General features: G+C 70.8%; 22 protein-coding genes and 3 pseudogenes. 15 read left to right on the top strand and 10 right to left on the bottom strand.

Annotated features, from left to right (window positions below; all coding sequences use genetic code 11):
- Positions 1–90 precede the first annotated feature (90 nt).
- From AB0I77_RS04535 to AB0I77_RS04520, 4 genes are all read left to right on the top strand, one after another.
- The gene (locus AB0I77_RS04535) at positions 91–780 is read left to right on the top strand and encodes a response regulator transcription factor (protein ID WP_363280843.1); all 690 of its coding nucleotides are present in this window, start codon (positions 91–93) and stop codon (positions 778–780) included.
- Positions 777–2,234 carry a HAMP domain-containing sensor histidine kinase gene (locus AB0I77_RS04530; protein ID WP_363280842.1) on the top strand — a complete coding sequence of 486 codons (1,458 nt, stop codon included), beginning with the start codon at positions 777–779 and terminating at the stop codon, positions 2,232–2,234. Before AB0I77_RS04535 ends, AB0I77_RS04530 begins: the two co-directional genes overlap by 4 nt.
- A gap of 53 nt (positions 2,235–2,287) precedes the next feature.
- The gene (locus AB0I77_RS04525) at positions 2,288–3,298 is read left to right on the top strand and encodes an NAD-dependent epimerase/dehydratase family protein (RefSeq protein ID WP_363280841.1); all 1,011 of its coding nucleotides are present in this window, start codon (positions 2,288–2,290) and stop codon (positions 3,296–3,298) included.
- A gap of 145 nt (positions 3,299–3,443) precedes the next feature.
- Positions 3,444–4,703 carry an ABC transporter substrate-binding protein gene (locus AB0I77_RS04520; protein WP_363280840.1) on the top strand — a complete coding sequence of 420 codons (1,260 nt, stop codon included), beginning with the start codon at positions 3,444–3,446 and terminating at the stop codon, positions 4,701–4,703.
- 25 nt (positions 4,704–4,728) lie between these two features.
- Here AB0I77_RS04520 and AB0I77_RS04515 read toward each other — a convergent pair whose 3' ends face one another.
- The 6 genes from AB0I77_RS04515 to AB0I77_RS04490 all read right to left on the bottom strand — a co-directional run bounded on the left by AB0I77_RS04515 (position 4,729) and on the right by AB0I77_RS04490 (position 10,226).
- Positions 4,729–5,469 carry an ABC transporter ATP-binding protein gene (locus tag AB0I77_RS04515; RefSeq protein WP_363280838.1) on the bottom strand — a complete coding sequence of 247 codons (741 nt, stop codon included), beginning with the start codon at positions 5,467–5,469 and terminating at the stop codon, positions 4,729–4,731.
- 2 nt (positions 5,470–5,471) lie between these two features.
- Entirely contained in the window at positions 5,472–6,320 is an 849-nt protein-coding gene (locus AB0I77_RS04510) for an ABC transporter ATP-binding protein (protein WP_363280837.1), read from the bottom strand.
- Positions 6,310–7,302: a branched-chain amino acid ABC transporter permease gene (locus AB0I77_RS04505; protein WP_363280836.1), complete on the bottom strand. Its 993-nt coding sequence runs from the start codon at positions 7,300–7,302 to the stop codon at positions 6,310–6,312. Before AB0I77_RS04505 ends, AB0I77_RS04510 begins: the two co-directional genes overlap by 11 nt.
- 10 nt (positions 7,303–7,312) lie before the next feature.
- Positions 7,313–8,293 (bottom strand): branched-chain amino acid ABC transporter permease, encoded by a 981-nt coding sequence (locus tag AB0I77_RS04500; RefSeq protein ID WP_363280834.1) that lies wholly within the window; start codon positions 8,291–8,293, stop codon positions 7,313–7,315.
- A gap of 95 nt (positions 8,294–8,388) precedes the next feature.
- Positions 8,389–9,501, bottom strand: a complete 1,113-nt coding sequence (locus AB0I77_RS04495) for a HAMP domain-containing sensor histidine kinase (RefSeq protein WP_363280833.1) — start codon at positions 9,499–9,501, stop codon at positions 8,389–8,391.
- Between the two features lie 2 nt (positions 9,502–9,503).
- Positions 9,504–10,226, bottom strand: coding sequence for a response regulator transcription factor (locus AB0I77_RS04490; RefSeq protein ID WP_363280832.1), 723 nt, complete (start codon positions 10,224–10,226; stop codon positions 9,504–9,506).
- A gap of 103 nt (positions 10,227–10,329) precedes the next feature.
- On the opposite strand from AB0I77_RS04490, the gene AB0I77_RS04485 reads away from it, so the two are divergent.
- Genes AB0I77_RS04485 through AB0I77_RS04475 form a run of 3 tightly spaced genes read left to right on the top strand, consistent with a single transcriptional unit; the run spans position 10,330 to position 12,472 of the window.
- Positions 10,330–11,070 carry a glycosyltransferase family 2 protein gene (locus tag AB0I77_RS04485; protein ID WP_363280831.1) on the top strand — a complete coding sequence of 247 codons (741 nt, stop codon included), beginning with the start codon at positions 10,330–10,332 and terminating at the stop codon, positions 11,068–11,070.
- A 5-nt stretch (positions 11,071–11,075) separates the two neighbouring features.
- Positions 11,076–11,687: a DUF2064 domain-containing protein gene (locus AB0I77_RS04480; protein ID WP_363281143.1), complete on the top strand. Its 612-nt coding sequence runs from the start codon at positions 11,076–11,078 to the stop codon at positions 11,685–11,687.
- Entirely contained in the window at positions 11,684–12,472 is a 789-nt protein-coding gene (locus AB0I77_RS04475; protein WP_363280830.1) for a methyltransferase domain-containing protein, read from the top strand. The genes AB0I77_RS04480 and AB0I77_RS04475 overlap by 4 nt, the downstream gene beginning before the upstream one ends.
- Positions 12,473–12,803: 331 nt before the next feature.
- On the opposite strand, the gene AB0I77_RS04470 is transcribed toward AB0I77_RS04475, so the two are convergent.
- Positions 12,804–14,099, bottom strand: a complete 1,296-nt coding sequence (locus AB0I77_RS04470; protein ID WP_363280829.1) for a molybdopterin-dependent oxidoreductase — start codon at positions 14,097–14,099, stop codon at positions 12,804–12,806.
- A 113-nt stretch (positions 14,100–14,212) separates the two neighbouring features.
- On the opposite strand from AB0I77_RS04470, the gene AB0I77_RS04465 reads away from it, so the two are divergent.
- Together AB0I77_RS04465 and AB0I77_RS04460 are read left to right on the top strand one after the other, a co-directional pair.
- Positions 14,213–15,529 (top strand): hypothetical protein, encoded by a 1,317-nt coding sequence (locus AB0I77_RS04465; RefSeq protein WP_363280828.1) that lies wholly within the window; start codon positions 14,213–14,215, stop codon positions 15,527–15,529.
- Between the two features lie 25 nt (positions 15,530–15,554).
- Positions 15,555–15,847 (top strand): annotated as a pseudogene (locus AB0I77_RS04460) (IS5/IS1182 family transposase); the annotation flags it as partial.
- Between the two features lie 6 nt (positions 15,848–15,853).
- Here AB0I77_RS04460 and AB0I77_RS04455 read toward each other — a convergent pair.
- Positions 15,854–16,438, bottom strand: a complete 585-nt coding sequence (locus AB0I77_RS04455; protein ID WP_363281142.1) for a GNAT family protein — start codon at positions 16,436–16,438, stop codon at positions 15,854–15,856.
- 540 nt (positions 16,439–16,978) lie between these two features.
- Here AB0I77_RS04455 and AB0I77_RS04450 point away from each other — a divergent pair.
- Both AB0I77_RS04450 and AB0I77_RS04445 read left to right on the top strand, forming a co-directional pair.
- A pseudogene (locus AB0I77_RS04450) lies at positions 16,979–17,290 on the top strand (zinc-binding dehydrogenase); the annotation flags it as partial.
- Positions 17,291–17,516: 226 nt separating this feature from the next.
- The gene (locus tag AB0I77_RS04445; RefSeq protein WP_363280827.1) at positions 17,517–18,320 is read left to right on the top strand and encodes an SDR family oxidoreductase; all 804 of its coding nucleotides are present in this window, start codon (positions 17,517–17,519) and stop codon (positions 18,318–18,320) included.
- A 270-nt stretch (positions 18,321–18,590) separates the two neighbouring features.
- On the opposite strand, the pseudogene AB0I77_RS04440 reads toward AB0I77_RS04445, so the two are convergent.
- Positions 18,591–19,265, bottom strand: a pseudogene (locus AB0I77_RS04440) (Dyp-type peroxidase); the annotation flags it as partial.
- A gap of 313 nt (positions 19,266–19,578) precedes the next feature.
- Between AB0I77_RS04440 and AB0I77_RS04435 the strand changes: the two are divergent.
- The 4 genes from AB0I77_RS04435 to AB0I77_RS04420 all read left to right on the top strand — a co-directional run bounded on the left by AB0I77_RS04435 (position 19,579) and on the right by AB0I77_RS04420 (position 24,580).
- The gene (locus AB0I77_RS04435; protein WP_363280826.1) at positions 19,579–20,490 is read left to right on the top strand and encodes a hypothetical protein; all 912 of its coding nucleotides are present in this window, start codon (positions 19,579–19,581) and stop codon (positions 20,488–20,490) included.
- A gap of 127 nt (positions 20,491–20,617) precedes the next feature.
- Positions 20,618–20,869 (top strand): FAD-dependent oxidoreductase, encoded by a 252-nt coding sequence (locus tag AB0I77_RS04430; RefSeq protein ID WP_363280825.1) that lies wholly within the window; start codon positions 20,618–20,620, stop codon positions 20,867–20,869.
- Positions 20,803–21,324: an FAD-dependent oxidoreductase gene (locus AB0I77_RS04425; RefSeq protein WP_363280824.1), complete on the top strand. Its 522-nt coding sequence runs from the start codon at positions 20,803–20,805 to the stop codon at positions 21,322–21,324. The genes AB0I77_RS04430 and AB0I77_RS04425 overlap by 67 nt, the downstream gene beginning before the upstream one ends.
- Before the next feature lie 157 nt (positions 21,325–21,481).
- A complete protein-coding gene (locus AB0I77_RS04420) occupies positions 21,482–24,580 on the top strand; it encodes a beta-N-acetylglucosaminidase domain-containing protein (protein ID WP_363280823.1) in 3,099 nt (1,032 codons plus the stop codon).
- Position 24,581: 1 nt separating this feature from the next.
- Here AB0I77_RS04420 and AB0I77_RS04415 read toward each other — a convergent pair whose 3' ends face one another.
- The gene (locus AB0I77_RS04415; protein ID WP_363280822.1) at positions 24,582–25,346 is read right to left on the bottom strand and encodes an SIS domain-containing protein; all 765 of its coding nucleotides are present in this window, start codon (positions 25,344–25,346) and stop codon (positions 24,582–24,584) included.
- Positions 25,347–25,395 lie beyond the last annotated feature (49 nt).

Below are 25,395 nucleotides of genomic sequence, written 5' to 3'. Positions count from 1 at the left end.
CACTGTCGTACGACTTTCAAGTGGTTATCGATGTGGCCACGGCGGGGGCCCGGGTCTGGCTTCGGCGTTCGAGTGAAGCACTATGAGCAGGTGGACAAAGTACGACTCCTCGTCGTGGACGACGACCCGCCGATCGCCGACCTCGTGGCGACGGTCGCCCGCTATGAGGGCTGGGACGCGGTCACCGCGAACTCGGGCGAGGAGGCGCTGACCCGCGCCGTCGAGTTCCGCCCGGACATCGTCGTGCTCGATCTGATGCTGCCAGACATCGACGGCTTCGGCGTCCTGGACCGGCTGCGCCGCTCCGGGACGATGGTGCCCGTGGTGTTCCTCACGGCCCGGGACGCGGTCGCCGACCGGGTGGCGGGGCTGACCCGGGGCGGCGACGACTACCTGGTCAAGCCGTTCGCGGTGGAGGAGCTGATGGCCCGGCTGCGGACCGTGCTGCGGCGCAGCGCCGGGCCCGGCTTCCAGCGGTCCGTACTCCAGGTGGCGGACCTGACGATGGACGAGGACACCCGCGAGGTGCGGCGCGGCGAGCGGCTGCTCACGCTCACCCCGACCGAGTACGAGGTGCTGCGCTATCTGATGCGCAAGTCGCCGACCGTGCTCACCAAGGCGCAGATCCTGGACCACGTGTGGGAGTACGGCTTCGGCGGCCGGTCCAATGTCGTGGAGCTGGTCGTCAGCAGACTGCGCCGCAAGCTCGACTCGACGGGCGAGCCGCTGATCCACACCGTGCGGGGCTTCGGCTACGTGGTCCGGCAGGCCGCCGAGTGAGCGGCTTCTTCCGGCGGCTGCGCCACACCTACCGCAGACTGCGCCTGGGCACCCGGCTGGCGCTGGGGGTCGGCGCGCTGTCCCTGGTGGTGTTCGCCGTCGTGGGCTACGCGCTGACGATGTACATGCGCGAGTACCTGGACAGCCAGCTGGGCTACCAGCTGAAGGTCGTCCAGACCGTGCAGTCCAAGGACGCCGCGGCCAACGGCACGGTGACGCAGAAGCCGTACTACCGCTGGTTCACCGCGGTGTACGACGTGTCGGGCGGCGCGGCCGTGTTGCGCCGACCTGCCGACATCCCGCACGACATCCGCCCGCTCACCGCACTCGCCGACACCATGGCGCACTCCGACACCGAGCTGCTGCGCACCGTGAGGATCGACGGGGAGGGCGTCTACCGGCTGCGGGCCTGCGAGGTCGAGCCCGGGGTGGTGCTGGTCAGCGCCGCGCCCATGAAGGAGATCGAGGACACCGTGGACCGGCTGATCACCGTGCAGGTGATCGCGTTCGCCCTCGCGGCGGCGGCGCTGGTGGTGCTCGGCCGCAAGCTGCTGCGGCGCGGGCTGCAACCCCTGAGCGACATGGCCTCCACCGCCCACGGCATCGCCTCGCACGACCTCACCGAGTCCGCGTCCCGGCTCCCGCTGCGCGCGGACGGCCGGGACGGCGGGCCGGAGGTGGACGAGCTGCGCACCGCGTTCAACACGATGCTGGAACACATCGACGACTCCCTCGCGGTCCGCGCGGAGGCCGAACAGCGCCTGCGCCGCTTCGTCGCGGACGCCTCGCACGAGCTGCGTACGCCTCTGATGTCCGTACGGGGCTACGCGGACCTCTTCCAGTACGCCGCCGCCAACGCCCCCGAGGAACGCGACAAGCACCTGGCCCGGCTGCGCGCCGAGGCCGCCCGGATGGGCTTCCTGCTCGACGACCTGCTGCTGCTCGCCCGCCTGGACGCGGCCGAGGTGGAGACCCCGCTGCGGCTCGCTGAGGCGGACCTGGTGGAGCTGGCCGACCACGCGGCCGACGCGTTCCGCGCGAGCCACCCGGACCATCCGCTGACGGTGACGGCCGGCCCCGAGACGCTGACGCTGCGCCTGGATCCGCAGCGCATCCGCCAGGTCCTGGACAACCTGCTCACCAACGCGGCCGTGCACACCCCGGCGGGCACGGAGGTGACCGTGGCGGTCTCGGTCGAGCCCGGCCGGGCGCTGGTGCGGATCGCGGACGCGGGGCCCGGCATCCCGGCCGCCGACCGCGCACGCGTCTTCGACCGCTTCTACCGCGTCGACAAGGCCCGCAGCCGCGACCGCGGCGGCAGCGGCCTGGGCCTCGCGGTGGCCCACTCCCTGATCGCGGCGCACGGCGGCAGGATCGAGCTGAGCGGCGAGGCGGGCGCGACGGTGTTCACGGTGTCGCTCCCGCTCGGCCGGCCAGGTCTTACGAAGGTGTGACGTGACGGGCGCGGCCCGGTCCTTCCCCCTGTTCGCCGCCCTAGCGTGGGCGCATGCGTGTACTGGTCACCGGCGGTGCCGGGTTCATCGGGTCCCATGTCGTCGAGGCGCTGCGGGCCCACGGGCACGAGCCCGTCGTGTACGACGTCCGCGCCGACCCGGCGGCGGACGTACGCGACCCCTATACGGTCCGCCGCGCCCTGACCGGCGTGGACGCCGTGTGCCACCAGGCGGCGATGGTCGGCCTGGGGGCCGGTTTCGCCGACGCGGCGGAGTACGTCTCCCGCAACGACCTCGGTACGGCGGTGCTGCTCACCGCCATGGCCGACACGGGCGTACGACGGCTCGTGCTGGCCGGGTCGATGGTGGTGTACGGCGAGGGGCGCTACACCTGTCCCCGGCACAAAGTGGTGCGGCCCGGACCGCGCGCCGTCGCCGACCTGGACGCGGGGCGCTTCGAGCCGACCTGCCCGCAGTGCGGGGCCGACCTGTCGCCCGGGCTGATCGCGGAGGACGCCCCGGTCGATCCGCGCAATGTGTACGCGACGACCAAGCTCGCGCAGGAGCACCTGGCGGCGGCCTGGGCGCGGGCCACGGACGGCTCGGCGGTGTCGCTGCGCTACCACAACGTGTACGGGCCGGGCATGCCCCGCGACACCCCGTACGCGGGCGTCGCCTCCTTCTTCCGCTCCGCGCTCGCCCGCGGCGAGGCCCCGCGTGTCTTCGAGGACGGCCGTCAGCGGCGGGACTTCGTGCACGTGCGGGACGTGGCCGCGGCCAACGTGGCGGCGCTGGAGGCGGCGGCCCGCAAGGGCGCGCTGGCGACGTACAACACCGGCAGCGGCGACCCGCACACCGTCGGCGAGATGGCCGGGGCGCTGGCGGCGGCGTACGGCGGCCCCGAGCCCGTCGTCACCGGGGAGTACCGGCTGGGGGACGTCCGGCACATCACGGCGGACTCGGCGCGGCTGCGGGCGGAGCTGGGGTGGAAGGCGGGGGTCGGGTTCGCGGAGGGGATGCGGGAGTTCGCCCGGGCTCAGATGCGCCAGGGCGTGTCCGGCTGATCGCGTCCCGGCACCGAACCACCCTCTCGCAAACTCTGACAATTAACACTTCTCCGGCGTCTGGATGGGATCTACGCTCGTATACAGATGGCGGGCGGATGGCCGGCCTGTCGACCATCGCCGCCTGTACCGAGCGGAGGCGGAGATGAGAGCGTCGATACGACGGTCCGCGATCTTCACGAGCGCGGCCGCTCTTGTGATAGCTGTCTGCGGTACGACGGGCACCGCGAACTCCGCGGTCCCGGCCGAGCCCGGCGACGGTGAGCTCCAGTTCGGCTATGTCCTGCCGGAGACCGGGCAGTTGGCCTTTCTCGGCCCGCCGCAGATCGAGTCGTTGAAGTTCGCGATACAGACGATCAACGACGCGGGCGGGGTACTGGGCGAGCCGGTGCCGAAGGTGGTCTCCGGTGACGAGTCGGGTTCGGAGGCCGTGGCCGCGCAGTCGGCCGACCGGGTCCTGGCGGCGGGCGTGGACGCGCTCATCGGCGCCGCGGCCTCCAGCATGTCCCTGACGTTCATCGACCGGGTGACCGGAGCGGGCGTCGTGCAGTGTTCGGGGTCGAACACCGCTCCTACCTTCACCGACTACGAGGACGACGGCTTCTACTTCCGTACCGCCCCGAGCGACGCGTTGCAGGGACCCGTCCTGGCGGATGTCGTCCGCGAGGACGGCCACAAGCGGGTGGCCCTGATCGCACGGGCGGACGACTACGGGCGCGGCCTGCTGGAGGCCACCGAGAAGTCCCTCGAGGACGGCGGTGCGACGGTGACGCTCGCCGAGACGTACGACCCGAAGGCGACCAACTTCGACCAGGTCGTCCAGAAGGTGAAGAACTCCAATCCGGACGCCACCGTCGTGATCGCCTTCGAGGAAGGCACCCAGATCATGCAGGCCATGATCGAGTCCGGGATCGGGCCCGACCGGAAGGGCGTCTACGGCGCCGACGGGCTGCGCAGCGAGGAGTTGCCCACTCTTGTCGCCCCGGACCAGCCGGGCAGGCTCGCCGGGATGAAGGGGACCGCGCCGGCCTCGGCGTCGAACGAGCAGTACGTGAAGGATCTTCGGAAGTTCGCGCCGAACCTGAAGGAGCTCCAGTACGCACCGCAGGTGTTCGACTGCGCGACGACCATCGCGCTCGCCGCCGAGAAGGCGCAGTCCGACGACCCGGCCGACTTCGTGGAGGAGATGAACGGGATCACCAAGGACGGCGACAAGTGCACCACGTTCGCCGCCTGCAAGGAGCTGCTCGCCGACGGCAAGGACATCGACTACGACGGTGTGAGCGGCCCGCTCGAGTTCACCGACGTCGGCGAACCCGGTCAGGCGACGATCGAGGTCTTCGGCTACAACGACAAGGGACAGTTGCAGACCCTGCGTACCGAGGTCAGCAAGGCCCAGCCGTGACCGGAAGGACCGGCGGAGACGGAAGTCAACGGACGCGGGCGAGCGTGCCGAGGTAGAGCTCGATCACCTTCTCGTCGTGGAGCAGGGCCGTACCCGTGCCGGTGTACGCGTTGCGGCCCTGGTCGAGGACGTAGCCGCGGTCGCAGATCTGCAGGCACCTGCGGGCGTTCTGCTCGACCATGAGTACGGCGACGCCCGCGTTGTTGATCATTCTGCACCGGTCGAAGACATGGTCCTGGTGGAGCGGTGACAGGCCGGCCGACGGCTCGTCGAGCAGCATCAGCTGCGGCTCCATCATCAGCGCGCGGGCCATCGCGAGCATCTGGCGTTCGCCGCCGGACATCGCGCCGGCCTTCTGCCTGCGGCGGTCGGCCAGCAGGGGGAAGAGCTCCTCCACCGCCGTGGCCCGCCGCGCGTAGTCCTTGGGCCGCAGGTAGCTGCCCATCCGCAGGTTCTCCTCGACGGTCAGCTCGGGAAACACGTTCTGCAACTGCGGTACGTAGCCCACGCCCCGCCGGACCAGTTCGTGCGCCGGCCGGTTGGTGACCTCCTCGCCGCGCAGCCGTACGGTCCCGCCGCGCACCCGCAGCAGCCCGAAGACGGCCTTGACGAGCGTCGACTTGCCGGCGCCGTTGGGGCCGATCACGCCGACCACCTCGCCCGGGCGCACCTCGATGCTGCATCCGCGCAGTACGTCGACGCCGGGGACGTAGCCGGCGACGATGCCGTCGGCCGCCAGCACCGGTTCCTGCTCCTCGGCGGACATCGCTACTCCTTCTCCTCGGTCTCCTCGGTCGCCGCGCCCGGTTCGTCGTGCCGTTTGCCCAGGTAGGCGTCCACGACAGCGGCGTTCCGGCCGATCGTGTGCGGGGGGCCCTCGGCCACCAGGCGGCCGTCGGCCATGACGGCCACCCAGTCGCTGATGCCCATCACCACGTCCATGTCGTGCTCGACGAAGCACACCGTCAGGCCTTCGTCCCGCAGCCGGGTGATGTGTCCGAGCAGCGACTGGGTCAGCGCGGGGTTCACCCCGGCCATCGGCTCGTCGAGCATGACCATGACCGGCTGGGCCATCAGCACACGGGCCAGTTCCAGCAGTTTGCGCTGACCGCCGGAGAGCGTGCCGGCATGGTCGTCGCGCAGCGGCCCGAGCCGGAACCGGTCCAGCAGCTCGTCGGCCCGGCGCTCGAAGTCCCGCTCCTGCCCGCGCCACAGCGGTCGCAGCAGCGCGGGCAGCGCCCCCTCGCCGCGTTGCCCGGTCGCGGCGAGCAGCATGTTCTCCATGACGGTGAGCCGGGCGAGCGTCCTGGTGAGCTGGAACGTACGGACCAGTCCGCGCCGTGCCACCCGGTGCGCGGGGGAGCCGGTGAGGGGCTGTCCGTCGAACGTCCAACGGCCGCCGTCGGCCCGGTCGAATCCGCTGATCACGTTGAACAGCGTGGTCTTGCCGGCTCCGTTGGGCCCGATGAGCGCCGTGATGGCCCCGCGCTGCATCTCCAGGTGCTCGACCCGCACGGCGACGAGGCCGCCGAAGGTCCGGGTCACCTGGTCCAGGACCAGCAGCGGGTCGGGCTTGCGTACGCCCGGCTCGGGAGCGATGACCTTGTCAGCGGCCACTGAGCAGCATCTCCTTCCGGCTGCCGAGAATGCCCTGCGGCCTGAACGCGATCAGCAGGATCAGGGCGACCCCGACGAGGGCGAAGCGCACCGCGCCGATCTCGGAGGTGCTGATGAGGTCCGGCGAGATGTACTCGGCGTCGATGGCCTGCCGCAGCGCGCTGTCGAGGAAGCTGAGGACGAACCAGAACAGGATCGAGCCGATGACCGGCCCGAGGATCCGCCCGGCACCTCCGAGGACGAGCAGCGTGTACAGGAAGAACGTGACGCCCGGGTCGTAGTTGTCCGGGTTCACGGACTGCACCTGGATCGCCTGCAACATGCCCGCGACCGCTCCGATGACGCCGCCGAGCACGAGGCTCTGCATCTTGTACGCGTAGACGTTCTTGCCGAGGCTGCGCGGGGCGACCTCGTCCTCCCGGATCGACCGGATGACGCGGCCCCACGGGCTGTGGATCAGCAGGGCGAGCAGCACTCCGGTCACGAGCACCAGCGCCCATCCGACGATCATCACCCACAGGTCGCGGGCGCTGAACTCCACCAGCCACACGCCGTAGGTGCCGCGCTCGATGGGGCTGAGGTCGTAGAAGTCCTTCGCGAACCTCTGGAGCCCGAAGACCCCACCGGTGACCGGCTCGGCCCAGCTGGACCGGTAGAACAGCCGCAGCGTCTCCCCCGCGGCGATCGTGGTGATCGCGAGATAGTCGGCGCGCAGCCGCAGGGTGGGCAGGCCGAGCAGCATCGCCAGCACGATCGCGCAGGCGATGCCGCCCAGGACGCCGAGCCACATCGGGCCGTCGTACGTCGACACCGTGATGGCGAGCCCGTAGCCGCCGACCAGCATGAAGCCGACCTGGCCGAAGTTCAGCAGGCCCGTGTAGCCGAAGTGCAGGTTCAGCCCCATCGCGGCGAGCGCGTAGACGGCCGCGATGGGGCCGATGCCGGAGCGCAGGGCGTCGGAGAAGATGACCTCGAAGTCCATGGCGCACCCCTCACCCGACGCGCTCTGCCCGGCCGAGGATGCCCTGCGGCCGCACGAGCAGGACGATGATGAGGACCAGCAGCGCCCACGCGTACTGAAGGTCGACCGGGAACCACAGGGTGGACATCTGGGCGACGATGCCGATGACGAGGCTGCCGACCATCGCGCCGTAGGCGGAGCCGAGGCCGCCCAGGATGATCCCCGCGAACATGAGCAGCAGCAGCTTGAAGCCCATGTCCCAGCTGACGATCTCGACGAGGCCGAAGAAGACCCCGCCGAGTGCGGCCAGCGCACCGCTGAGCATCCACACGAACAGCACCACCCGCTGCACGTCGATGCCCGTCGCCTCGGCGAGATCGCGGTTGGCGGAGACGGCTCGGACAGCCGTACCGATGCGGGTCTTCTGCAGCAGGGCGGCGATGCCGAGCAGCACCAGCACGGCGAGCAGGGTGACGGTGAGGTCCCGGGGGGTGATGCCGGCCGGCCCCAGGTCGATCGTGCTCTGGATGTCGTACTGCGCATAGGAGCCGGGCCGGGTTCCGTACAGCACCAGCACGACGTGCCGCAGCAGCAGCGAGAGCCCGATGGTGACGATGAACATGTTGATCAGCCCGGTGCCCCGGGCCCGCAGCGGCCGCCAGATGCCCCGGTCGACGGCCCCGCCGAGCAGGGCGCCGAAGGCCACCGCGGCGATGGCGGCGGGGATCAGGTGCCAGCCCGGACCGGCCGCGGAGGCGTTGAGGAAGAACGCGAAGGTGGCGCCGATGGTGACGAACTCGCCGTGCGCGAAATTGATCAGGTGGATGGTGCCGAAGATCAGCGAGAGTCCGACCGAGGTGATCGCGATGATGACGCCGAACTGAACACCGTCGATCAGCGCCTGAAGGGCGCGCGCGCCGAACGTCGGGCCGCGCGGGCCTTCCTCACCCTGTGCCCGCGCGGAGATCGCGGGCACCGACACGAGGACCAGGGCGAGGGCCAGTACGATCATCCGCTGAGAGCGCACGGCGGTTCCGATATGTCACGTATGCCACGAACATCCCTTGTGGTTCAGTGTAAGGGCGAGCCGGGCCGATGACATGAGGATCATCCCTCGGCCGCCGGCAGCAGCACCTCGAAGCGGCAGCCTCCGACCACGTTGCGTACGGTGGCCCGCCCCTGGTGCGCCTCCACGATCCCCCGCACGATGGCGAGGCCCAGCCCCGCACCCGCGGGCGGGGTACGGGCGTGCGTACCGCGCCACCCGGTGTCGAAGACGCGCGGCAGGTCCTCCTCGGGGATGCCGCCGCAGCCGTCCGTGACGGACAGGACGACACCGTCGGGGCGGCGCTCGGCGGCGACGGCGACCGTGCCGTCGGCCGGTGTCCGGCGGATGGCGTTCACCAGCAGGTTGCCCAGGACCCGGCTCATCTCCTTGCCGTCCACCTCGACGGGCACCGGTTCGACACCGTCGCCGACGAGGCGTACGCCGTGCTCGCGGGCGAGCGCGTGCGCTCCCGAGAGGGCGTCGCCGACGAGGTCGTAGAGGGACATCCGGGCCGGGGAGAGGGTCAGGGTGCCCGCGTGGATACGGGAGAGCTCGAACAGGTCGCCCACCATGCCGTTGAGGCGCTCGACCTCCGTGCGGATCTGCCGCAGGTAGCGCTGGGGGTCGGCGGCGACGCCGTCCTCCAGGGCCTCGGACATCGCGCGCAGGCCGGCGAGGGGGGTGCGCAGGTCGTGCGAGATCCAGGCGACGAGTTCGCGCCGGGAGGTCTCCAGGGCGCGTTCGCGGTCCCGGGACTCGGCGAGCTTGGCGCTGGTGGCCGTCAACTCGCGGCTGAGCGCGGCGAGTTCGGCGGTGGCGGGGCCGACGGGCGAGGTGAAGTCGCCGCCGTCGCCGAAGGAGCGGGCGGCGAGCGCGAGGGCGTTGCTGCGGCCGACGACCCAGCGGCCGAGCAGCAGGGCGGTAAGGAGGGAGACCACGGCGGCCATGGCGACGACCGTCGTGACGACCTTCAGGTCGTGCGCGGACAGGAACATCGCCTGCGCGACCGCGAGGGTGCCCGCGAGCATCGCGGCGACTGCGACGCCGGCGACCACTGAGACGTGCGTGACCAGCGAGCGGCGCCGGACCAGGCGCAGGACGCACGCGCCGAGCACGCCGGCCGCGGTGGCGCCGAGGAAGGCGAAGAGGGCGATGAGGAGGGTGTCGCGCACGATCAGGCCTCCTGTCCGGGGCCGATGTCGAAGCGGTAGCCGACGCCCCACACGGTCTGGATCAGCCGGGGCCGGGCCGGATCGTCCTCGACCTTCCCGCGCAGCCGGCGGACATGGACGGTCACGGTCGACAGGTCGCCGAAGTCCCAGCCCCACACCTCCCGCATCAGGTCCTCGCGGCTGAAGACCCGGCCGGGATGGCGCAGGAAGAAGGCGAGGAGGTCGAACTCGCGGATGGTGAGGGCGAGTTCGGTGCCGTGCTTGGCGGCTCGGCGGGCCGACGGGTCGACGCTCAGTCCTGCCGCACGCAGGTCGCCGGCCGGCTGGGCGGGAGGGGAGCGGCGCAGCACGGACTCCACGCGCAGGACCAGTTCGCGGGGACTGAAGGGCTTGGTGACGTAGTCGTCGGCGCCGACCTCCAGGCCGAGGATGCGGTCGTCCTCGTCGCCGCGCGCGGTGAGCATGATGACCGGGACGGGGCCGCGCCCGCGCATCCGGCGGCACACTTCGAGGCCGTCCATGCCCGGCAGCATCAGGTCCAGCACCACGAGGTCCGGCCAGTGCGCGGCGGCCCGGGCGAGCGCGTCGGGTCCGTCCCCGGCGCGGTCCACGACGTATCCGGCCCGGTCGAGGTACCCGGAGACGACCTCGGCGACGGTGGGGTCGTCGTCGACGACGAGGACCCGGGCCCCGGTGGCCGGTGCGTACGGCTGTGGCTGCTGCATGCCGCCAGCCTCGCACCGTCCGCGCTCCGGTGCGGTCCCCCGCTTCCGACGTCCGCGTTTCGTAAGGAGCGAGGGCCCGTTATGTCTGTTTCGCGCTCGTAGGGTGAGAGCCGTGACGACCTCTTCAGCTTCCGTCCCGGGTCCACCGTCCGTAGACGTCGTACTCCCCTGCCTCGACGAGGCCGAGGCGCTGCCCTGGGTACTGGGGCGCATCCCGAGCGGCTGGCGCGCGCTCGTCGTGGACAACGGGTCCACGGACGGCTCCGCCCGGATCGCCCGCGAACTCGGCGCCCGAGTCGTGCGCGAGGAGCGGCGCGGCTTCGGAGCCGCCTGCCACGCCGGGCTGACCGCCGCCACGGCCGACATCGTCTGCTTCTGCGACTGCGACGCCTCCCTCGACCCGGCCGACCTGGTGCCCTTCGTGCGCGAGCTGCGGGCCGGGGAGGCGGACCTCGTCCTCGGCCGGCGCCGCCCGCAGACGCGCGGGGCCTGGCCCCTGCACGCCCGGACGGGCAACCTCGCCCTGTCCCGGCTGCTCCGCCGCCGCACCGGCCTGCGCCTGCACGACCTCGGCCCGCTGCGCGCCGCCCGGCGCGAGGCGCTGCTCGCCCTCGGCCTGACGGACCGGCGCAGTGGCTACCCGTTGCAGATGGTGGTACGCGCCGCCGAGGCGGGCTGGCGGATCGCCGAGCACGACGTCCCCTACCGGCCGCGCACCGGCGCCTCCAAGGTGACGGGCACCTGGCGCGGCACCTGGCAGGCGGTACGGGACATGAGCCGGGTGCTGGCGGAGACAGCCGCCGAGACAGCCGTACAAGGCGCGCAGGAAGGACCCCGCCCGTGACCACGGTGACCACGCTCCTCGTCATCGCCAAGGAGCCCCGCCCCGGACGGGTGAAGACTCGGCTGACCCCGCCGTACACACCACGCGAGGCAGCCGCACTCGCTCAGGCCTCCCTCGCCGACACCCTGGACGCCGTGGCGCGCACGCCCGCGCGACGCCGGGTGCTGGTCCTGGAGGGGACGCCGGGTCCCTGGCTGCCGAACGGTTTCGAGGTCGTACGGCAGTGCGCGGGCGGTCTCGACGAACGGCTGGCCGCGGCCTTCGCGGGCTGCGACGGCCCGGCCCTGCTCATCGGCATGGACACACCCCAGGTGACCCCGGAGCTGCTCACCGTGGACTTCGCGGACTGCGACGCGTACTTCGGGCCCGCCGAGGACGGCGGCTTCTGGGCGCTGGGCCTGGCCGAACCGGACCCCGAACTGCTGCGCGGCGTACCGATGTCGACGCCCCACACGGGCGCCGCCCAGCGTGCGCGGCTCGCGGGGCTGCGGGTGCGGGACCTGCCGCGCCTCACAGACGTGGACACGGCGTACGACGCGGAAGTGGTCGCCGGGGCCGCCCCCGGCGGACGGTTCGCCGCGGAACTGGCCCGCCTCAGCAGGACCGGAGCCCGATGAGCACCGTGGAGGTCGTGCACCAGATCGTGCAGCAGCGGGCGCCTGTCGCCGACCACGATCCCTGGTCGGCCGACCCCTACGCGGACGCCCTGCGCACCGGCCGCGGCCCGCTCTTCCTGCGCCGCGCCGACGGCTGGCTGCTGCCACTGGAGGTGGAGCGCTGGTGCGCCGACGCGGACGCGGCGGACCTGGAAGTGCTGCGGCGCTGCGAGGGCGCCGTGCTCGACGTCGGCTGCGGACCCGGCCGCCTGGTCGCGGCCCTGGGCGCCCAGGGGCGCCGGGTGCTCGGCGTCGACGTCAGCGAGGCGGCCGTGGCGAGGACGTCGCAGCTCGGCGGACCCGCACTGCGGCGCTCCGTCTTCGAGCCGCTGCCCGGAGAGGGCCGCTGGGGCACCGCGCTGCTGATCGACGGCAACGTCGGCATCGGCGGCGACCCGCGGGCCCTGCTCACCCGGATGTCCCAACTACTCGCTCCAGGCGGCCTGTTGATCGTCGAGACCGTCCCGGACCTGGACCTCGACGAACGCGTGCTGGTCCATGTCACCGACGCACGCGGCGCGACCGGCAGCCCGTTCCCCTGGGCCCGGCTCGGCACGCCGGCCCTGCTGCGGCACGCGGACCGCGCGGGCTGGCATGCCGTCGATCAGTGGGCGGCCGGCGGGCGTTGCTTCGTCGCCCTGCGCAGCCGCAGCACGAACAGCACGGCGGAGCCGCCGAACAGCACGGCCGTCATCAGCAGCCAGCGGGCCAGGAAGCCGTCCGACAGGCCGGTGGCAGGGCCGTAGCGCTCCGCCACCCGCCCGCTGATCAGCGGGAACCACACGAGCAGGAGCAGCCCGGAGAGGGCGGCGGGGACGCGGACGTACATGACATGTTCCCGATGGCGGCCCGCCGCCTTCACGAGGGCGCGGTCGAGTACGCCGTACAGCGGCAGCAGCACCAGGTCGTGCAGGAGGGCCGCCCCCACGACCCACAGCGCGACCCCGAACCAGTCGTCCGCGAGCAGTTGTACGCCGGCGTAGGCGGCGAGGGCGAACGAGCAGGCGAGCAGGAGGAGTTGGAACGGGCTGCCCATGGGGAACCTGAGCTTGGGCTTGGGCTTGGGCTTGGGCGGCATCACAGATCTCCGAACGTCATCCGGGCCACCCACTTGGTGTTCACCACACCGGGTGCGGCGGGCACGATGATCCGCGCCGGGTGGCCGTGGTCGGGGGTCAGGTCCTCGCCGTTGACGTACAGGGCGAGCAGGGAGCGCGGGTCGGCGACCTGGTTGGCGCGCAGTGCGGCCCGCCGGAAGGCGCCGCGCCGTTGCAGGGACTCCACGAAGACGTCGGGCGGATCGTCGTCGTAGCCGACGAGGGCGGCGAGGTCCCGCAGCCGCACCCCGCGCCACCACTGGTCGGAGGTGGACCAGCCCTCCACACAGGCGATGGGCAACGCCGAGCTGTACAGGGGGAGTCGGGACAGCTCGGTCCGGCTGAGCCGCACGGTCCCGCCGCGCCCCGTCACCACCAGCCGCCAGGCGTCCTCGCTCGTCTCGGACGGGTCGATCCTGGCGTACGCGGCCGTCTTGTTGATCTGGAACGCGGCGGGTCCCGAGCCGGGCTCGGCGCCGCCGTGCGGGGCGAGGAGGGCGGTGCGACGCAGGGGTCCGTCGAAGTTCTGCCCGACGGTGGTGGCGAACAGCAACAGCGAGCCGCCCCCGACGAACCACAGGGCACCGCGCCGGGACATGGTGGGCTCGGCGGGGTTCGGCGCCACCAATTTGCTTTTCTCTTCCCTGAGTTGACGCAGATTGCGCAGAGCCATCGGCATCTTGAGCACGGCGTGCGCGACGAACGCGGCGAAGAACACCCAGGCGCCGTAGAAGTGCAGGGGGTAGAAGGAGCCGGGGAAGATGTAGTCCAGCTGGACGTTGAGCACGCCGGTCACGAACTCGAACACCCCGCCCCCGACCAGAAGCAGCAGCGAGATCCGCTCCAGCGCGTGGGCGAGCGAGCGGGCCGGCGGCAGCGTGAACAGCTTCGGCACGACCGACCACAGCTTGGCCAGCAGGACGGGGATCAGGGTGATGCCGAGCGTGACGTGGACGCCCTGGTTGAGCCGGTACAGCCAGTGCGGATCGGTCGGCCAGGAGAAGAGGTAGAAGCCGAGGATCCCCTTGTCCGGGGTCTTGTCGTTCACCGAGGACAGGTCCGGGTTGTAGGCGGCGTACGACAGCAGCCCGGTCAGGAACAGCACGGTGATCCCGCCGAGCAGCACGACGCCGAGCACCGAGGTGAACCACGGACCGCGCAGCGGGCTGCGCCAGAACGCGGGCGAGAAGGGAGTGCGTGGCGAGGAAAAGGCGCGTGGCAATGGAGGGGTGCCCGGCGATGGAGGAGTGCCTGGCGATGAAGGGATGCGTGCCATGCCCCGACCGTAGGCCCGCGCCACCCCCACAACCGGCCCGCGAACCATGACGAAACTCTGACGTCCGCGCCTGTCAGCCGTCCGGAGGAGCCCGCGCGCCCTAGCTTTTCCACGTGAACCGCGATCTGCGACGTGACCTGTACGCGGCCCTGGCCGCCGCCCTGCTCGTGGCGACCGCCATCGTGGTCGGCCGCGCCATCGAGCACCGGGACGGCACGCTCCGCGTGAGCTGGCCGCCGCTCCTGGCCACCTGGGATCCGCACGTCGGCCCCGGCACCCCGGCCGCACTCGCCGTCGCGGTCGCCGTCGTGGCGTACGGCCCCGCCCTGGCCGCCCGCCTGCCCTGGCGCCACCTGCTCCTGGCCGTCTGGGCCACCGGCATGGCCTGGACCTGGTCCCTCGCCCTGATCGACGGCTGGCACCGGGGCATCGCCGAGCAGCTGACGACCCAGAGCGAGTACCTCCGCGTCATCGGCCGCTTCCACGACATCCCCGCCACGCTGGCGGACTTCACCCAGCACATCCTGATCGACACGCCCGACAACTGGCCCGCCCATGTCGCCGGGCATCCCGCTGGGGCCACCGTCACCTTCGTCCTCCTCGACCGGATCGGCCTGGGCGGCGGGGGCTGGGCGGGCACCTGGTGCATCACCATCGGCACGACGGCCGCGGTCGCGGTCCTGGTAGCCGTACGCGTGCTGGCCGACGAGTCACTCGCCCGCCGGGCCGCGCCCTTCCTCGTACTGGCCCCGGCCGCCGTGTGGGTGGGCACGTCCGCCGACGGCTACTTCGCGGCGGTGGCGGCCTGGGCGGTGGCGTTCCTCGCCCTGGCGGTGACGGGACACCGCCCCGCCTGGACCGGCTTCGCCGCGGGCCTGCTGTTCGGCCTGACCCTCTATTTGTCGTACGGCCTCACCCTCATGGCCGTGATCGCCGGCGCCGTCCTCCTCCTGGGCACGCACCGCATCCGCCCGCTCCCCTTCCTGCTGGCCGGCTTCGTCGTCGTCCCGATCGTGTTCACCGCCCTCGGCTTCGACTGGTGGGAGGCGTACCGACTGCTGGTCCGCCGCTACTACCAGGGGGCGGGCGGGGTCCGGCCGTACGGCTACTGGGTGTGGGCGAACCTGGCGTGCACGGTGCTGATCGTGGGCCCGGCGACGGTGGCGGGACTACGGCGGACCGGCGTGACGCTCGCCGCACGCCGGTCCCGCTCCGACGTCCGCCTCGGCGTGCTCGTACTGGCCGCGCTCCTGGCGCTGCTCGCCGCGGACCTGTCCGGCATGAGCAAGGCGGAGACGGAACGCATCTGGCTGCCGTTCGTGGTGTGGCTGCTGCCCGCCTGTGCGTGGCTGACGGGGGTGCGGGGGTGGCTGGCGGCGCAGGCGGTGCTGGCGCTGCTGATCAACCATCTGCTGCTGACGGGGTGGTGAGGCGTTGGGTGTACGGGCACAGGCGATGAAGCAGGTGCCGAACTCGCGCTACCAGAACCGGACGGGCTGTCAGTGGCGCTGCCTGCCTCATGATCTGCCAGCCTGGTCGGAGGTGTCCTTTGGCTGATCATCGGCGTCGTCGTGCTGGCCGCCTCGGCCCACGACAACGCCGCGGGCAGGGCCGCCCTGCTCGACCAGGCCGCCGAACGGTGTGGAAACCGCCTGGAGAAGGCCCTGGTGGACCAGGGGTTCAAGGACGAGGTCGTCATCCACGGCGCGATGCTCGACATCACCGTCGATGTCGTCCGCCGCAACCCCCGGCGATCAGGGGCGCGCTTCGCGGGCTGGAATCGGCACAGCCGACGGCCGCCACTCTCGCTTGATCAACCCGAACACCCACGAGTCGGATACCTCGCCGTTCACCACGCAGTCTTCCCGCAACGTCCCTTCCCGCACGAATCCGATCTTCTCCAGAACCCGGGCAGACGCCACGTTGCGCGTATCGGTCTCGGCCTGAACTCGATTGAGGTCCAGTGTGTCGAATGCCCATGCCAGCACGGCGTGCGCGGCCTCCGTCGCATAGCCGTGGCCCCACATCGCATCGTCGAGGACATAGCCCAACGACGCGCTGCGGTAGCCCGGGTTCCATCCGGTCAGACCGCACCAGCCGACGAAGGCCCCATCAGAAGCACGGTCGATGGCCACCCGCGCCCCGGTGCCTTCGTCCGCCATCTTCCGGCACATCGCGATGAAGCGCTCGGCGCGGGCCCGTTCGTTCCACGGCGGGGAGTCCCAGTAGCGCATCACGTATGTGCTGCTGTGCAGCGCGAAGAGGGGGTCCGCGTCGGCGTCGGTGAAGGCGCGCAGCCGCAGGCGAGCGGTGTGCAGCATGGGGGTGGCCAAAGTCATGCGCACCATCTTGTGTCCTCGCGGGGCGGGCAGAAAACCGAATATCCGATCCCGCTCCGGCCCTCACGACCAAGGCACCGCCTACCAGCAGTTCGTGCATGCGACGACCCGGCCATGAACGTCACCCGCAGCCGCCTCTGACGCCAAGGCTTCCTCACCCAACCCGGACCAGGCCACTACTTGAGCGCCGATACCGATCCTGCCCCGTGAGAAGGCCGTGGAGGTCCTCCGTGGGCAGGGCTTCGTCGTTGCGGCAGCCGCGCGGAAGGACGCCCCGACCGATCAGGGCTGGACCCAGGTCGCGTCCTCGACGTGGACAGCGCCGTGCCAGCCGGCAGCGCAGTGATCGGAGCTCCCGCAGATCGCACCTGAGCTACCCGGCGTGCGGTCCGGACGCGCCCGTCCGATCGCCCTCTATCCGGTGATTGCTCTGGGCGCCGGCCGGGAGGGTCGGTGGGTCGGCCTGAAACCGGTTCAGGCGGCTGGGCGGACGTCGTCCTGCTCCAGGGGTGCGTCTTTCGGCGCGGGTGCCGGAACGGTGAAGAACGCGTGCACGACGTCGACCTCGTTCTCGACACCGTCGGTGGCCCTCGCAGCAGCCGCTTCCTGCGCACGCTCAAGCGCGGTGGCGCTCAATTCCCCGTGCCCCCTGGGGACTTCGACGAAGAAGAGGTCGCGAAGCTGGGTGTCACCGTCTCGAGCGCCCAGGTCCGCTCGAACGGCGCGCAGCTCGCCGAACTGGGACGCCTGCTCGACGCGGGCATGATCCGCGTCGCGATCGACAGCACGTTTTCGCTCGCGGACGCCCGAGCGGCCCACGAGCGTGCGGCCCGAGGGCACATCCAAGGCAAAAACCGGGATACCGCGAAGAGAATGCCGCCGATCGAAGCCCGTATCCGAGCACGGCACGCGACCCTCATGCCCTGCCGGCCGAAGAGCTCGGCATCCGCGAGGTCGCCGAGCCAGCCGCTGGCCGCCGCCGAGACCGGGTGGAGCCGCCAGGCCGGAGTGGATCTCGTAATTCGAGACACTGTCATGTAATTGGAGACAATCGGGTCGGTCTCGGTACCATCCAGCGATGGAGACCACACTGGAAAATCACTCGATCGTCGTCACTGGCGGCGGCTCGGGCATCGGCCGGGCCATCGCCCGGCGCTTGGTCAATGACGGAGCCACCGTCACGATTTGCGGTCGTCGGGCCGACATCCTGGAAGCGACCGCGGCCGAGTTGAACTCCGCCTGCTCCGGCCCGGGCCGCGTCCTCGCCATTGCCGTCGACGTAACCGACGAACGGGCCATGGGTGAGGCCGTGGCCCGGGCCGCCGAGGCTGGGAACGGCGTCACGGGAGCGGTGGCCAACGCCGGTGGTAGCGGGCAGATGCGCCTGCTGCACGAGATCAGCGCTGCCGACATCGCGTCGGTGCTGAACCTCAATGTGGTCGGAACGTTCAATCTGCTGAAATTCACCGTGCCGTTGATGATCGAGCGTCGGGGCGGGTCGTTCGTGGGAATCTCCTCCGGCGCCGCTGCCCAGACGAGTCGCTACTTCGGGGCGTACACGGCAGCCAAGGCTGCGGTCGACGTGCTGTTGCGCAACGCGGCTGACGAGTACGGAGGCCGGCTCGTGCGGTTCAACTCCGTACGGCCTGGGTTCACGATGAGCGAGAAGATGGCATCCCTCGTACCGGCCGACGACCCGGTCCGCGAGAGTTACGTCGTGAACACTCCGCTGCCGGGGGTCGGCGAGATGACCGATGTCGCCAATCTCGTACGTTTCCTTCTCGGCCCTGAGGCGCGGTGGATCACCGGCGAGGCGATCGCAGTCGACGGCGGTAACAACATGCGCACCGGGCCCGACATCTCGTCGATGATTCCGATCTGAGGTGCAGCAGGTGTCGGCTGGCAGGGTAGACACCTCGGGCCTGTAACTCGCAACTCTCTGCGGCGACTTGGGTGGAGTAGGCCGTGTTGTCGTCGAACGGCTTGCGATGGTGGAGACGGCGTCCACTATGAGCGTCGCGAAGAGGCAGGCGACGGTCACGTCAGCCGACCAGGCGTGCAACGAGCTGGCCGGTGACTGAAGTCTCCCAGCCGGCGGAGGTCTCTTTCGTGAAGGTCGTACTTCATCGAGCGCACGGCGGTCTGAGAGGCGTCACGACGGCTGCGGGCGCTCGGGGATGCTCTGGAGGAAGTCGGCGTCGAGGAGCGGGTCGGGCCCTCCGGCGGAGCCGCCGAGGAACATTTTGCGCAGCATCGTCTCGGGGACCTCGGGGGTGCGGGCGTAGGCGATGAAGTAGGTGCCGAACTCGCCGTGTCCGGGCCGCCCGAAGGGCATGGCGCCGCGCAGTATCTCCCGTTCCCCGCCATCCGGTCCGGTGACCGTGTTGACGTCGACATGCGAACCGGGCACGCCCAGCTCGATGTTGGTCAGCTTGGTGCGGCCGATCACCTTCTCCTGCGCCTCGACCGCCAGCGCCTCCCAGGCGTCCACGTCGTGCAGGTACTTCTGCACGACGGCGTAGGAGCCGCCGCGGAACTCGGGATCCTCCGCGCCGACCAGCGCGGCCTCGGCGGCGGCCGGGCCGACCGGGTTCTCGGTGCCGTCGACGAAGCCGAGGAGGTTGCGCGAGTCGAAGTAGGAGAAGGCCTGCACCTCGTCCTGGACGCTCACCGCGCCACGCAGCCGCCGTACGGCCTCGGCGGCGAGGGCGAAGCACAGGTCCGTCCGGGCGGCCCGGATGTGCAGGAGCAGGTCGCCCGGGGTGGACACGGCATGATGCCGGGGTCCCGCCAACTCACGAAAGGGATGCAGCTCCGCGGGCCACGGCAGCCCCTCCAACTTCGCAGCCAGTTCGGCGAAGTGGCTGGACGATGGGAATAACTGAACGCAAGGGTGTGCGTCGGCACAGTGACGGGATCTGCGGAGGAGTGCCGTATGGCGACTGCGGCCAGAGGACGCAACAACGCGCTGGCAGCGTGCCTTGACGAGCTCGACTGGAGCCCCAAGGTGCTCGCGCGCAAGCTCAATCGCGTCTTCGGCACGGGCACCGTCGCCGAGTCAGCGCCTTACCACTGGCGTGACGCCGGGCGTGTTCCATCCCTGGACCTTCCGGGGACTTGCTCGCATTCTGGAGGACTGAGTGCTCGGCGGACTGGTCGATCGTCGCCGCTTCCTGGCGATTTCGGGCTCGGGACTGCTCTCGGTGGTCTCCCAGTACCTGGACGGCACGGCGGGCCGCGGGCCTTTCAGCCCCAGACTCGCGGACGACACGCCTACGGACCCGCTCGTCGCGCAGGTGGAGCAGAACCTCCCACTGCTGCAACAGCTCGACGACGAGCATGGCGGTGCTCGCCATCTCCCTTACGTCGGTGCGCAGTTCAGGTCTGTAGGACTTCTGCTCCACGATGGCGGGCTCTCCGACGCCGCGACCGTACGTCTGATCCGGGCACTGGCCGAGATCGGGCAGCTGGCCGGCTGGATGGCCTTCGACTCTGCCGACCACGGTCTGGCACAGCGGTACTTCGTTACCGCGCTCCGCGCAGCGCACCAGGTGAACGACCGGGCTCTGTGCGCGCACATCCTCGCTGATCTGTCGTTCCAGGCCGCGTCGCGCAGTCACCCCGCTGACGCCGTCGCTCTGGGCGAGGCGGCCCGGCGAGCAAGCGAAGGTGGAACCGCCTCCGTGCGGGCCTCGGTCCTCTCGCGGCTCGCCTACGGATACGCGGCGGCAGGACGCAACACGGACTTCGAGCGCACAAGCGCGTTGGCACGCGAGTTGATCGAGGACCGCACCGGCTCCGAGGAAGAGCCGCGATGGATGTATTTCCTGACCCCCAACCACCTTGAATGTCAGTCCGGTTACTCACTGATCAGTCTCGGCCGCGCGCCGCTGGAGCAGGGAAACCGGGCCCGCGCCGGGCGCTCTTCGAAGGGGCGTGGCTCGCCCTCGGCTACAGCGCCTCGGGAGACCTGGAACGCTCCTGCGAGGTCGGTGAGACGGCTGCTGCCCGCCTCAGCACGGTGCGCTCGCCCAGAAGCACGGCTGTACTGAATCAGCTGGCGACCGAACCGCGTCGAAAGCAGCGCAACGCGTACGTCCGGGACTTCCTGCCGGACCTCGAGGAACGCATCGCGGAGCGGCCGACCCCGAGAAGCACTCGAACGACTACGGTCGGACCATGATTACGAACGAGGCGATCGTCGTCGTGGGTGGAGGAGTCTCCGGACTCACCACCGGAGTCGTGCTCCTTGAGGCTGGGCTGTCCGTGCGGCTGGTCGCCGAGGAGATTCCTGGACGTACGTCGCTCGCGGCCGGCGCGATGTGGGGGCCGTACCTTGTCGAGCCCTGGGCGAAGGTCCGGGAATGGAGCGTCACGAGCAGCGCTTGGTCCGTTCACTCGACGAGTTCGCGGACGCGTCCGCCGTCGTGAACTGCGCCGGCATGGGCGCCGCCGCGCTGGCCGGAGACAGCACGCTGCGGCCAATCCGAGGACAGCACGTGGTCGTTGAGAACCCAGGCATCACGGAGTTCTTCTCCGAGGACACGGGGCTGTCGCCCGATCTCGTCTGTTTCTATCCGCACGGGGACACGGTCGTCCTAGGCGGCACGGCGATCGACGGCGACGGTGACGTGGCGGACGACGCGGCCACAGCGAAGGGGATCATCGAGCGGTGCGCGGCGATCGAACCGAGGTTCGCAGACGCTCAGGTTATTGAACATCGGGTGGGCGCTCGGCCCACGGGCTCAAGGGTTCGGGTCGAGTTCACACACCGCGATGGCGCGGTCCCCGTGATCCACAACTACGGGCATGGCGGCGCAGGAGTAACCCTGTCATGGGGATGCGCTCAAGAGGTTGCAGGGTTCGCAGTTACGGGGTGTCCGTAAACAGGCTGAGCAGTCAACGCTCGGCCGTGTCGGTCGATGTTGCGGTGCTCCAGCTGCACCCGGGTGCGCCGGGGAGTTTCGGCGACGACATTGAATGCTCAAATCAACGTCCCTACCATAACTCGGTGGCTCCATTCACCCACCCCGAGGAGAACCCGTGCTCCCACCCACCCGCGTCAGACGCACGGCCGCCGTCCTGCTGCTGGCCCTCGGGCTCGCGGCCCCGACGAGCCCGGCGTCAGCGGCACCCCGTCCACCCGCGCCGCAGGTCTGGCCGACGCCGCAGAGCATGCGCACCGGCTCCCATCAACTCACCGTCCCCGACCGGGTCGTCGAGGTCGTCGGCCCCGGCACCGACCCGTCGGCCCGCCGGGTCGTCGAGGCCGTCCTGCGGGATGCCGGAGCCGACAGGATCATCGCCGTGGACGCCGGTCACAAGCCTCCCGCGGCCGGGCTCACCGTCTACCTCGGCGGCCCCGGTGAGAACAGCGCCACCGGCAAGGCGCTGAAGCGGCTGGGCGCCGCGTCCCCGACCGGCCTCGCCTCCGGCGGGTACGTCCTGGCATCCGGACGCAGCAACGGACAGCCCCTCCTCGCCCTCTCCGGCGTAGACACCACCGGCACCTTCTACGCGGCCCAGACCCTGCGTCAACTGGTCACCAAGGAACGCGGACTGCCCGAAGTCGCCATCCGCGACTGGCCCACCGCCGCCCTGCGCGGAGTCATCGAGGGTTTCTACGGCACCCCCTGGACGCACGCCGAGCGGCTCGCCCAACTCGACTTCTACGGCCGTACGAAGCAGAACGTCTACGTCTACTCCCCCAAGGACGACGACTACTTGCGGGCCCGCTGGCGCGACGCCTACCCCGCCGCCGAACTGGAACAGCTCAAGGAACTGGTCGACCGGGCCGACGCCAACCACGTCCGCTTCACCTACGCCCTCTCCCCGGGGCTGTCCGTCTGCTACTCCTCCGAGGCCGACATCAAGGCCCTCACAGCCAAGTTCGACTCCCTCTACGCCATCGGGGTCCGCTCCTTCGCCGTCCCGCTGGACGACATCAGTTACACGAAGTGGAACTGCGCCGAGGACGAGAAGGAGTTCGGCACCGGGGGCGGTGCGGCCGGTGCCGCGCAGGCCCATCTCCTCAACCGGGTCTGGCACGACTTCTCCGCCGAACACCCCGACGACCTGCACCCCTTGGAGATGGTCCCCACCGAGTACTCCGACCTCGCCGACTCCCCGTACAAGAAGGCACTGCGGGAGCAGTTGGACCCGTCCGTCGTCGTGGAGTGGACCGGCGTCGGCGTGATCGCGCCGACCATCACCGCCGATCAGGTCGCGCAGGCCCGTGCGGTGTACGGCCATCCGATCCTGGTCTGGGACAACTACCCGGTCAACGACTACGTCACCAGCCGTCTGCTGCTCGGCCCCTACACGGGTCGCGAGCCCGGTGTGGCGAGCGCGGCGACCGGGGTGACCGCCAACCCGATGGTCCAGGGCGAGGCGAGCCGGATCGCCCTGTTCACCTCCGCCGCCTATCTGTGGAACCCGGACGCCTACGACCCCCGGGCCGCCTTCCTCGCCTCCGTCGACGACCTCGCGGGACCGGCGACGGGCGCCGCCAAGTGGCTGCGGATCTTCGCCGAGAACAACTACTCCTCCCAGCTCGACGCGACCGAGTCCCCCACTCTCACTCGCCTCATCGCCGATTTCCGTACCGCCTACGAACAGGACAGTGGCCTGGACCGAGCCGCCGCCGCGCTCAAGGCCTACTTCACCGACATGGCCGCGACCCCCGCCGAACTGCGCGCCCGCCTCGACAACCCCGGGTTCCTCGAGGAGACCTCCGCCTGGCTGGACAAGCTCGGCCGCTACGGCACCGCCGGGCAGACGGCCGTAGACCTGCTGCTCGCCAACAAGGCGGGCGACACGGACGCCGTCACCACCTACTGGAACCGGCTCAGGAGCGAGCGCAAGGAACTCGACGCCATTCCCCAGCAGGTCTCGCCGGGTGTGATGGACCAGTTCCTCTACACGACGATGCTGGAGAACGCCCCGGACCCCGGTGTCGACGCCTCCTTCGCCCCCGCCTCCCTCACCTTGAAGCCCGGCGCCACCGACACGGTCACCCTCACCCTGTCCGACAAGCGGTCCACGGCCGCGAAGACCGTCACCTGGAAGCTCGACGTCCCCGACGGCATCACCGCCTCGCCCGCCGAGGGCACCGTGAGCGTCCCGGCCCAGGGCAGCGCCTCGGCCACCGTCACCCTGACCTCGGACACCCCGGGCGTCCACTCGGTCGTGGTGTCGGGCGACGGCATCCTCGACCGTGCGATACCGGTCCAGGTCACCGACGGCACCGGGACGCCCCGCGCCCTCACCGCCAACTTCAGCGGTGCGTCGGTCAGTTCCATCGACCTGGCCTCCGGCGATGCCACCACCATCGCCGTCGGCAACAACCCGGGCGAGGTGGTCGTCAGTGCCGACGGGCGCACCGCCTACGCCGCCAACCAGGGCTCGAACTCGGTCAGCGTGATCGACGTGGCGAGCGGCAAGGTCACCGCCACGGTCGCCGTGGGCCGCGTCCCGGCCGGCCTCGCCCTCACGCCGGACGGCGGCACACTCTGGGTCGCCAACTACACGGACGGCACGGTCCAGTCCGTGGACACCGGCACGCTGACGGCGGGCACACCCGTCCCGGTCGGTTCCGGACCGGAGAACATGGCGATCACGCCGGACGGGAGCACTCTGTACGTGGCCGACATCCACGACAACACCGTCACGCCCGTCGACCTCGCCACCGGGAAGGCCGAAACCGCCGTCCCCGTGGGCCCCAGCCCCTTCAACGTCGTGGCCGCGCCCGACGGAAAGACGGTGTACGTGTCCAACTCCGGCGGCTCGACCATCACCCCGATCGACACCGCGACCAACGACACCGAGCCGACCCTCCTGGTCTCCGGGCAGGCCTACGGCCTCGCCCTCTCACCGGACGGCCGGACGCTGTGGGTCAGCCCCAGCAACGGCGCCTCGGTCACCCCCGTCGACACGGTCACCGGCGCCCCGGGCACGAGCGTCAAGGTCGGCAGGTCGGCCTTCGACGTCGGCCTGGACTGGAACGGCGCCACGGCCTACGTCACCACGGCCGACGGCAACGCCCTGGTACCGGTCGACACCGCGAAGGGCACCGCGGGGGCATCCCTGACGACCGGCGCCTATCCGCTGGCCGTCGCGCTGACGCCCGTACCGGTGGAGTAGTTCAGCTCGCGGTACGCCGGATCCGTCCGGCGTACCGCTTCTCCAGTTCCAGGTTGCCCTCGAAACCGCCGGGCACATTGGCCGAGACGTACACCGGCGGCCGCTCCCCCGCCGCGAGCAGCACAGCCGACGCCTGCGCTATCGCCATCTGCACCAGCAGCACGCCGGTGAGCGTGGACAGGGCGCACACGGCGCCGCCGCCGGGGAGTTCGAGGAGGGCGTCGCCGCGCGGGGCCGCGTTGTCGAGGACGACGTCGGCGAGGTCGACGAGCTTCTTGCCGCTCGGGTGGGCGGCGGGGACGGCCCGGGTGTGGGTGAGGGAGGTGACGGCCAGGACGCGGTGGCCCCGTTCCTTGGCGCGCAGGGCCATCTCCACGATCACGTTGTTGACGCCGGAGTTGGAGATGATGACGAAGAGGTCCTCGGGGTGCGGGGCGGCGAGGTCGTAGAGCCGCGCGGCCACGCCGGACTGGCGCTCCAGGAGCGGGTCGTCCAGGACGCTCGGGTCGTCGCCGCCGTAGAGGACGAGGTCGGCGATGCTCAGCCGGTTCGTCGGTACGAAACCCCCGGCGCGGCCGGCGAGTTCGAGGACGATGGCCTGGGAGTGGCCGGTGCCGAAGGCCTGGATGACGCCGTCGGAGCGGACGCACCCGGCGATCAGTTCGGCCGCGCGCGCCACGTCCTCGCGGGCTGACTCGGTGAGGTGCTGGAGGACGGCCAGGCCCTCTCGTGCGAACCCCTGGGCGCTGACTGACTCATCCGACACGCGACGCTCCCCACTGATGGATTGAACCACCGTCTATATCTCCATCGAT

The sequence above is a fragment of the Streptomyces sp. NPDC050619 genome, from assembly GCF_040654815.1.
Taxonomy (GTDB): Bacteria; Actinomycetota; Actinomycetes; order Streptomycetales; family Streptomycetaceae; genus Streptomyces.
The sequence above is the reverse complement of the archived record's forward strand: the minus strand, read 5'-3'. Positions and strand labels throughout refer to the sequence as shown.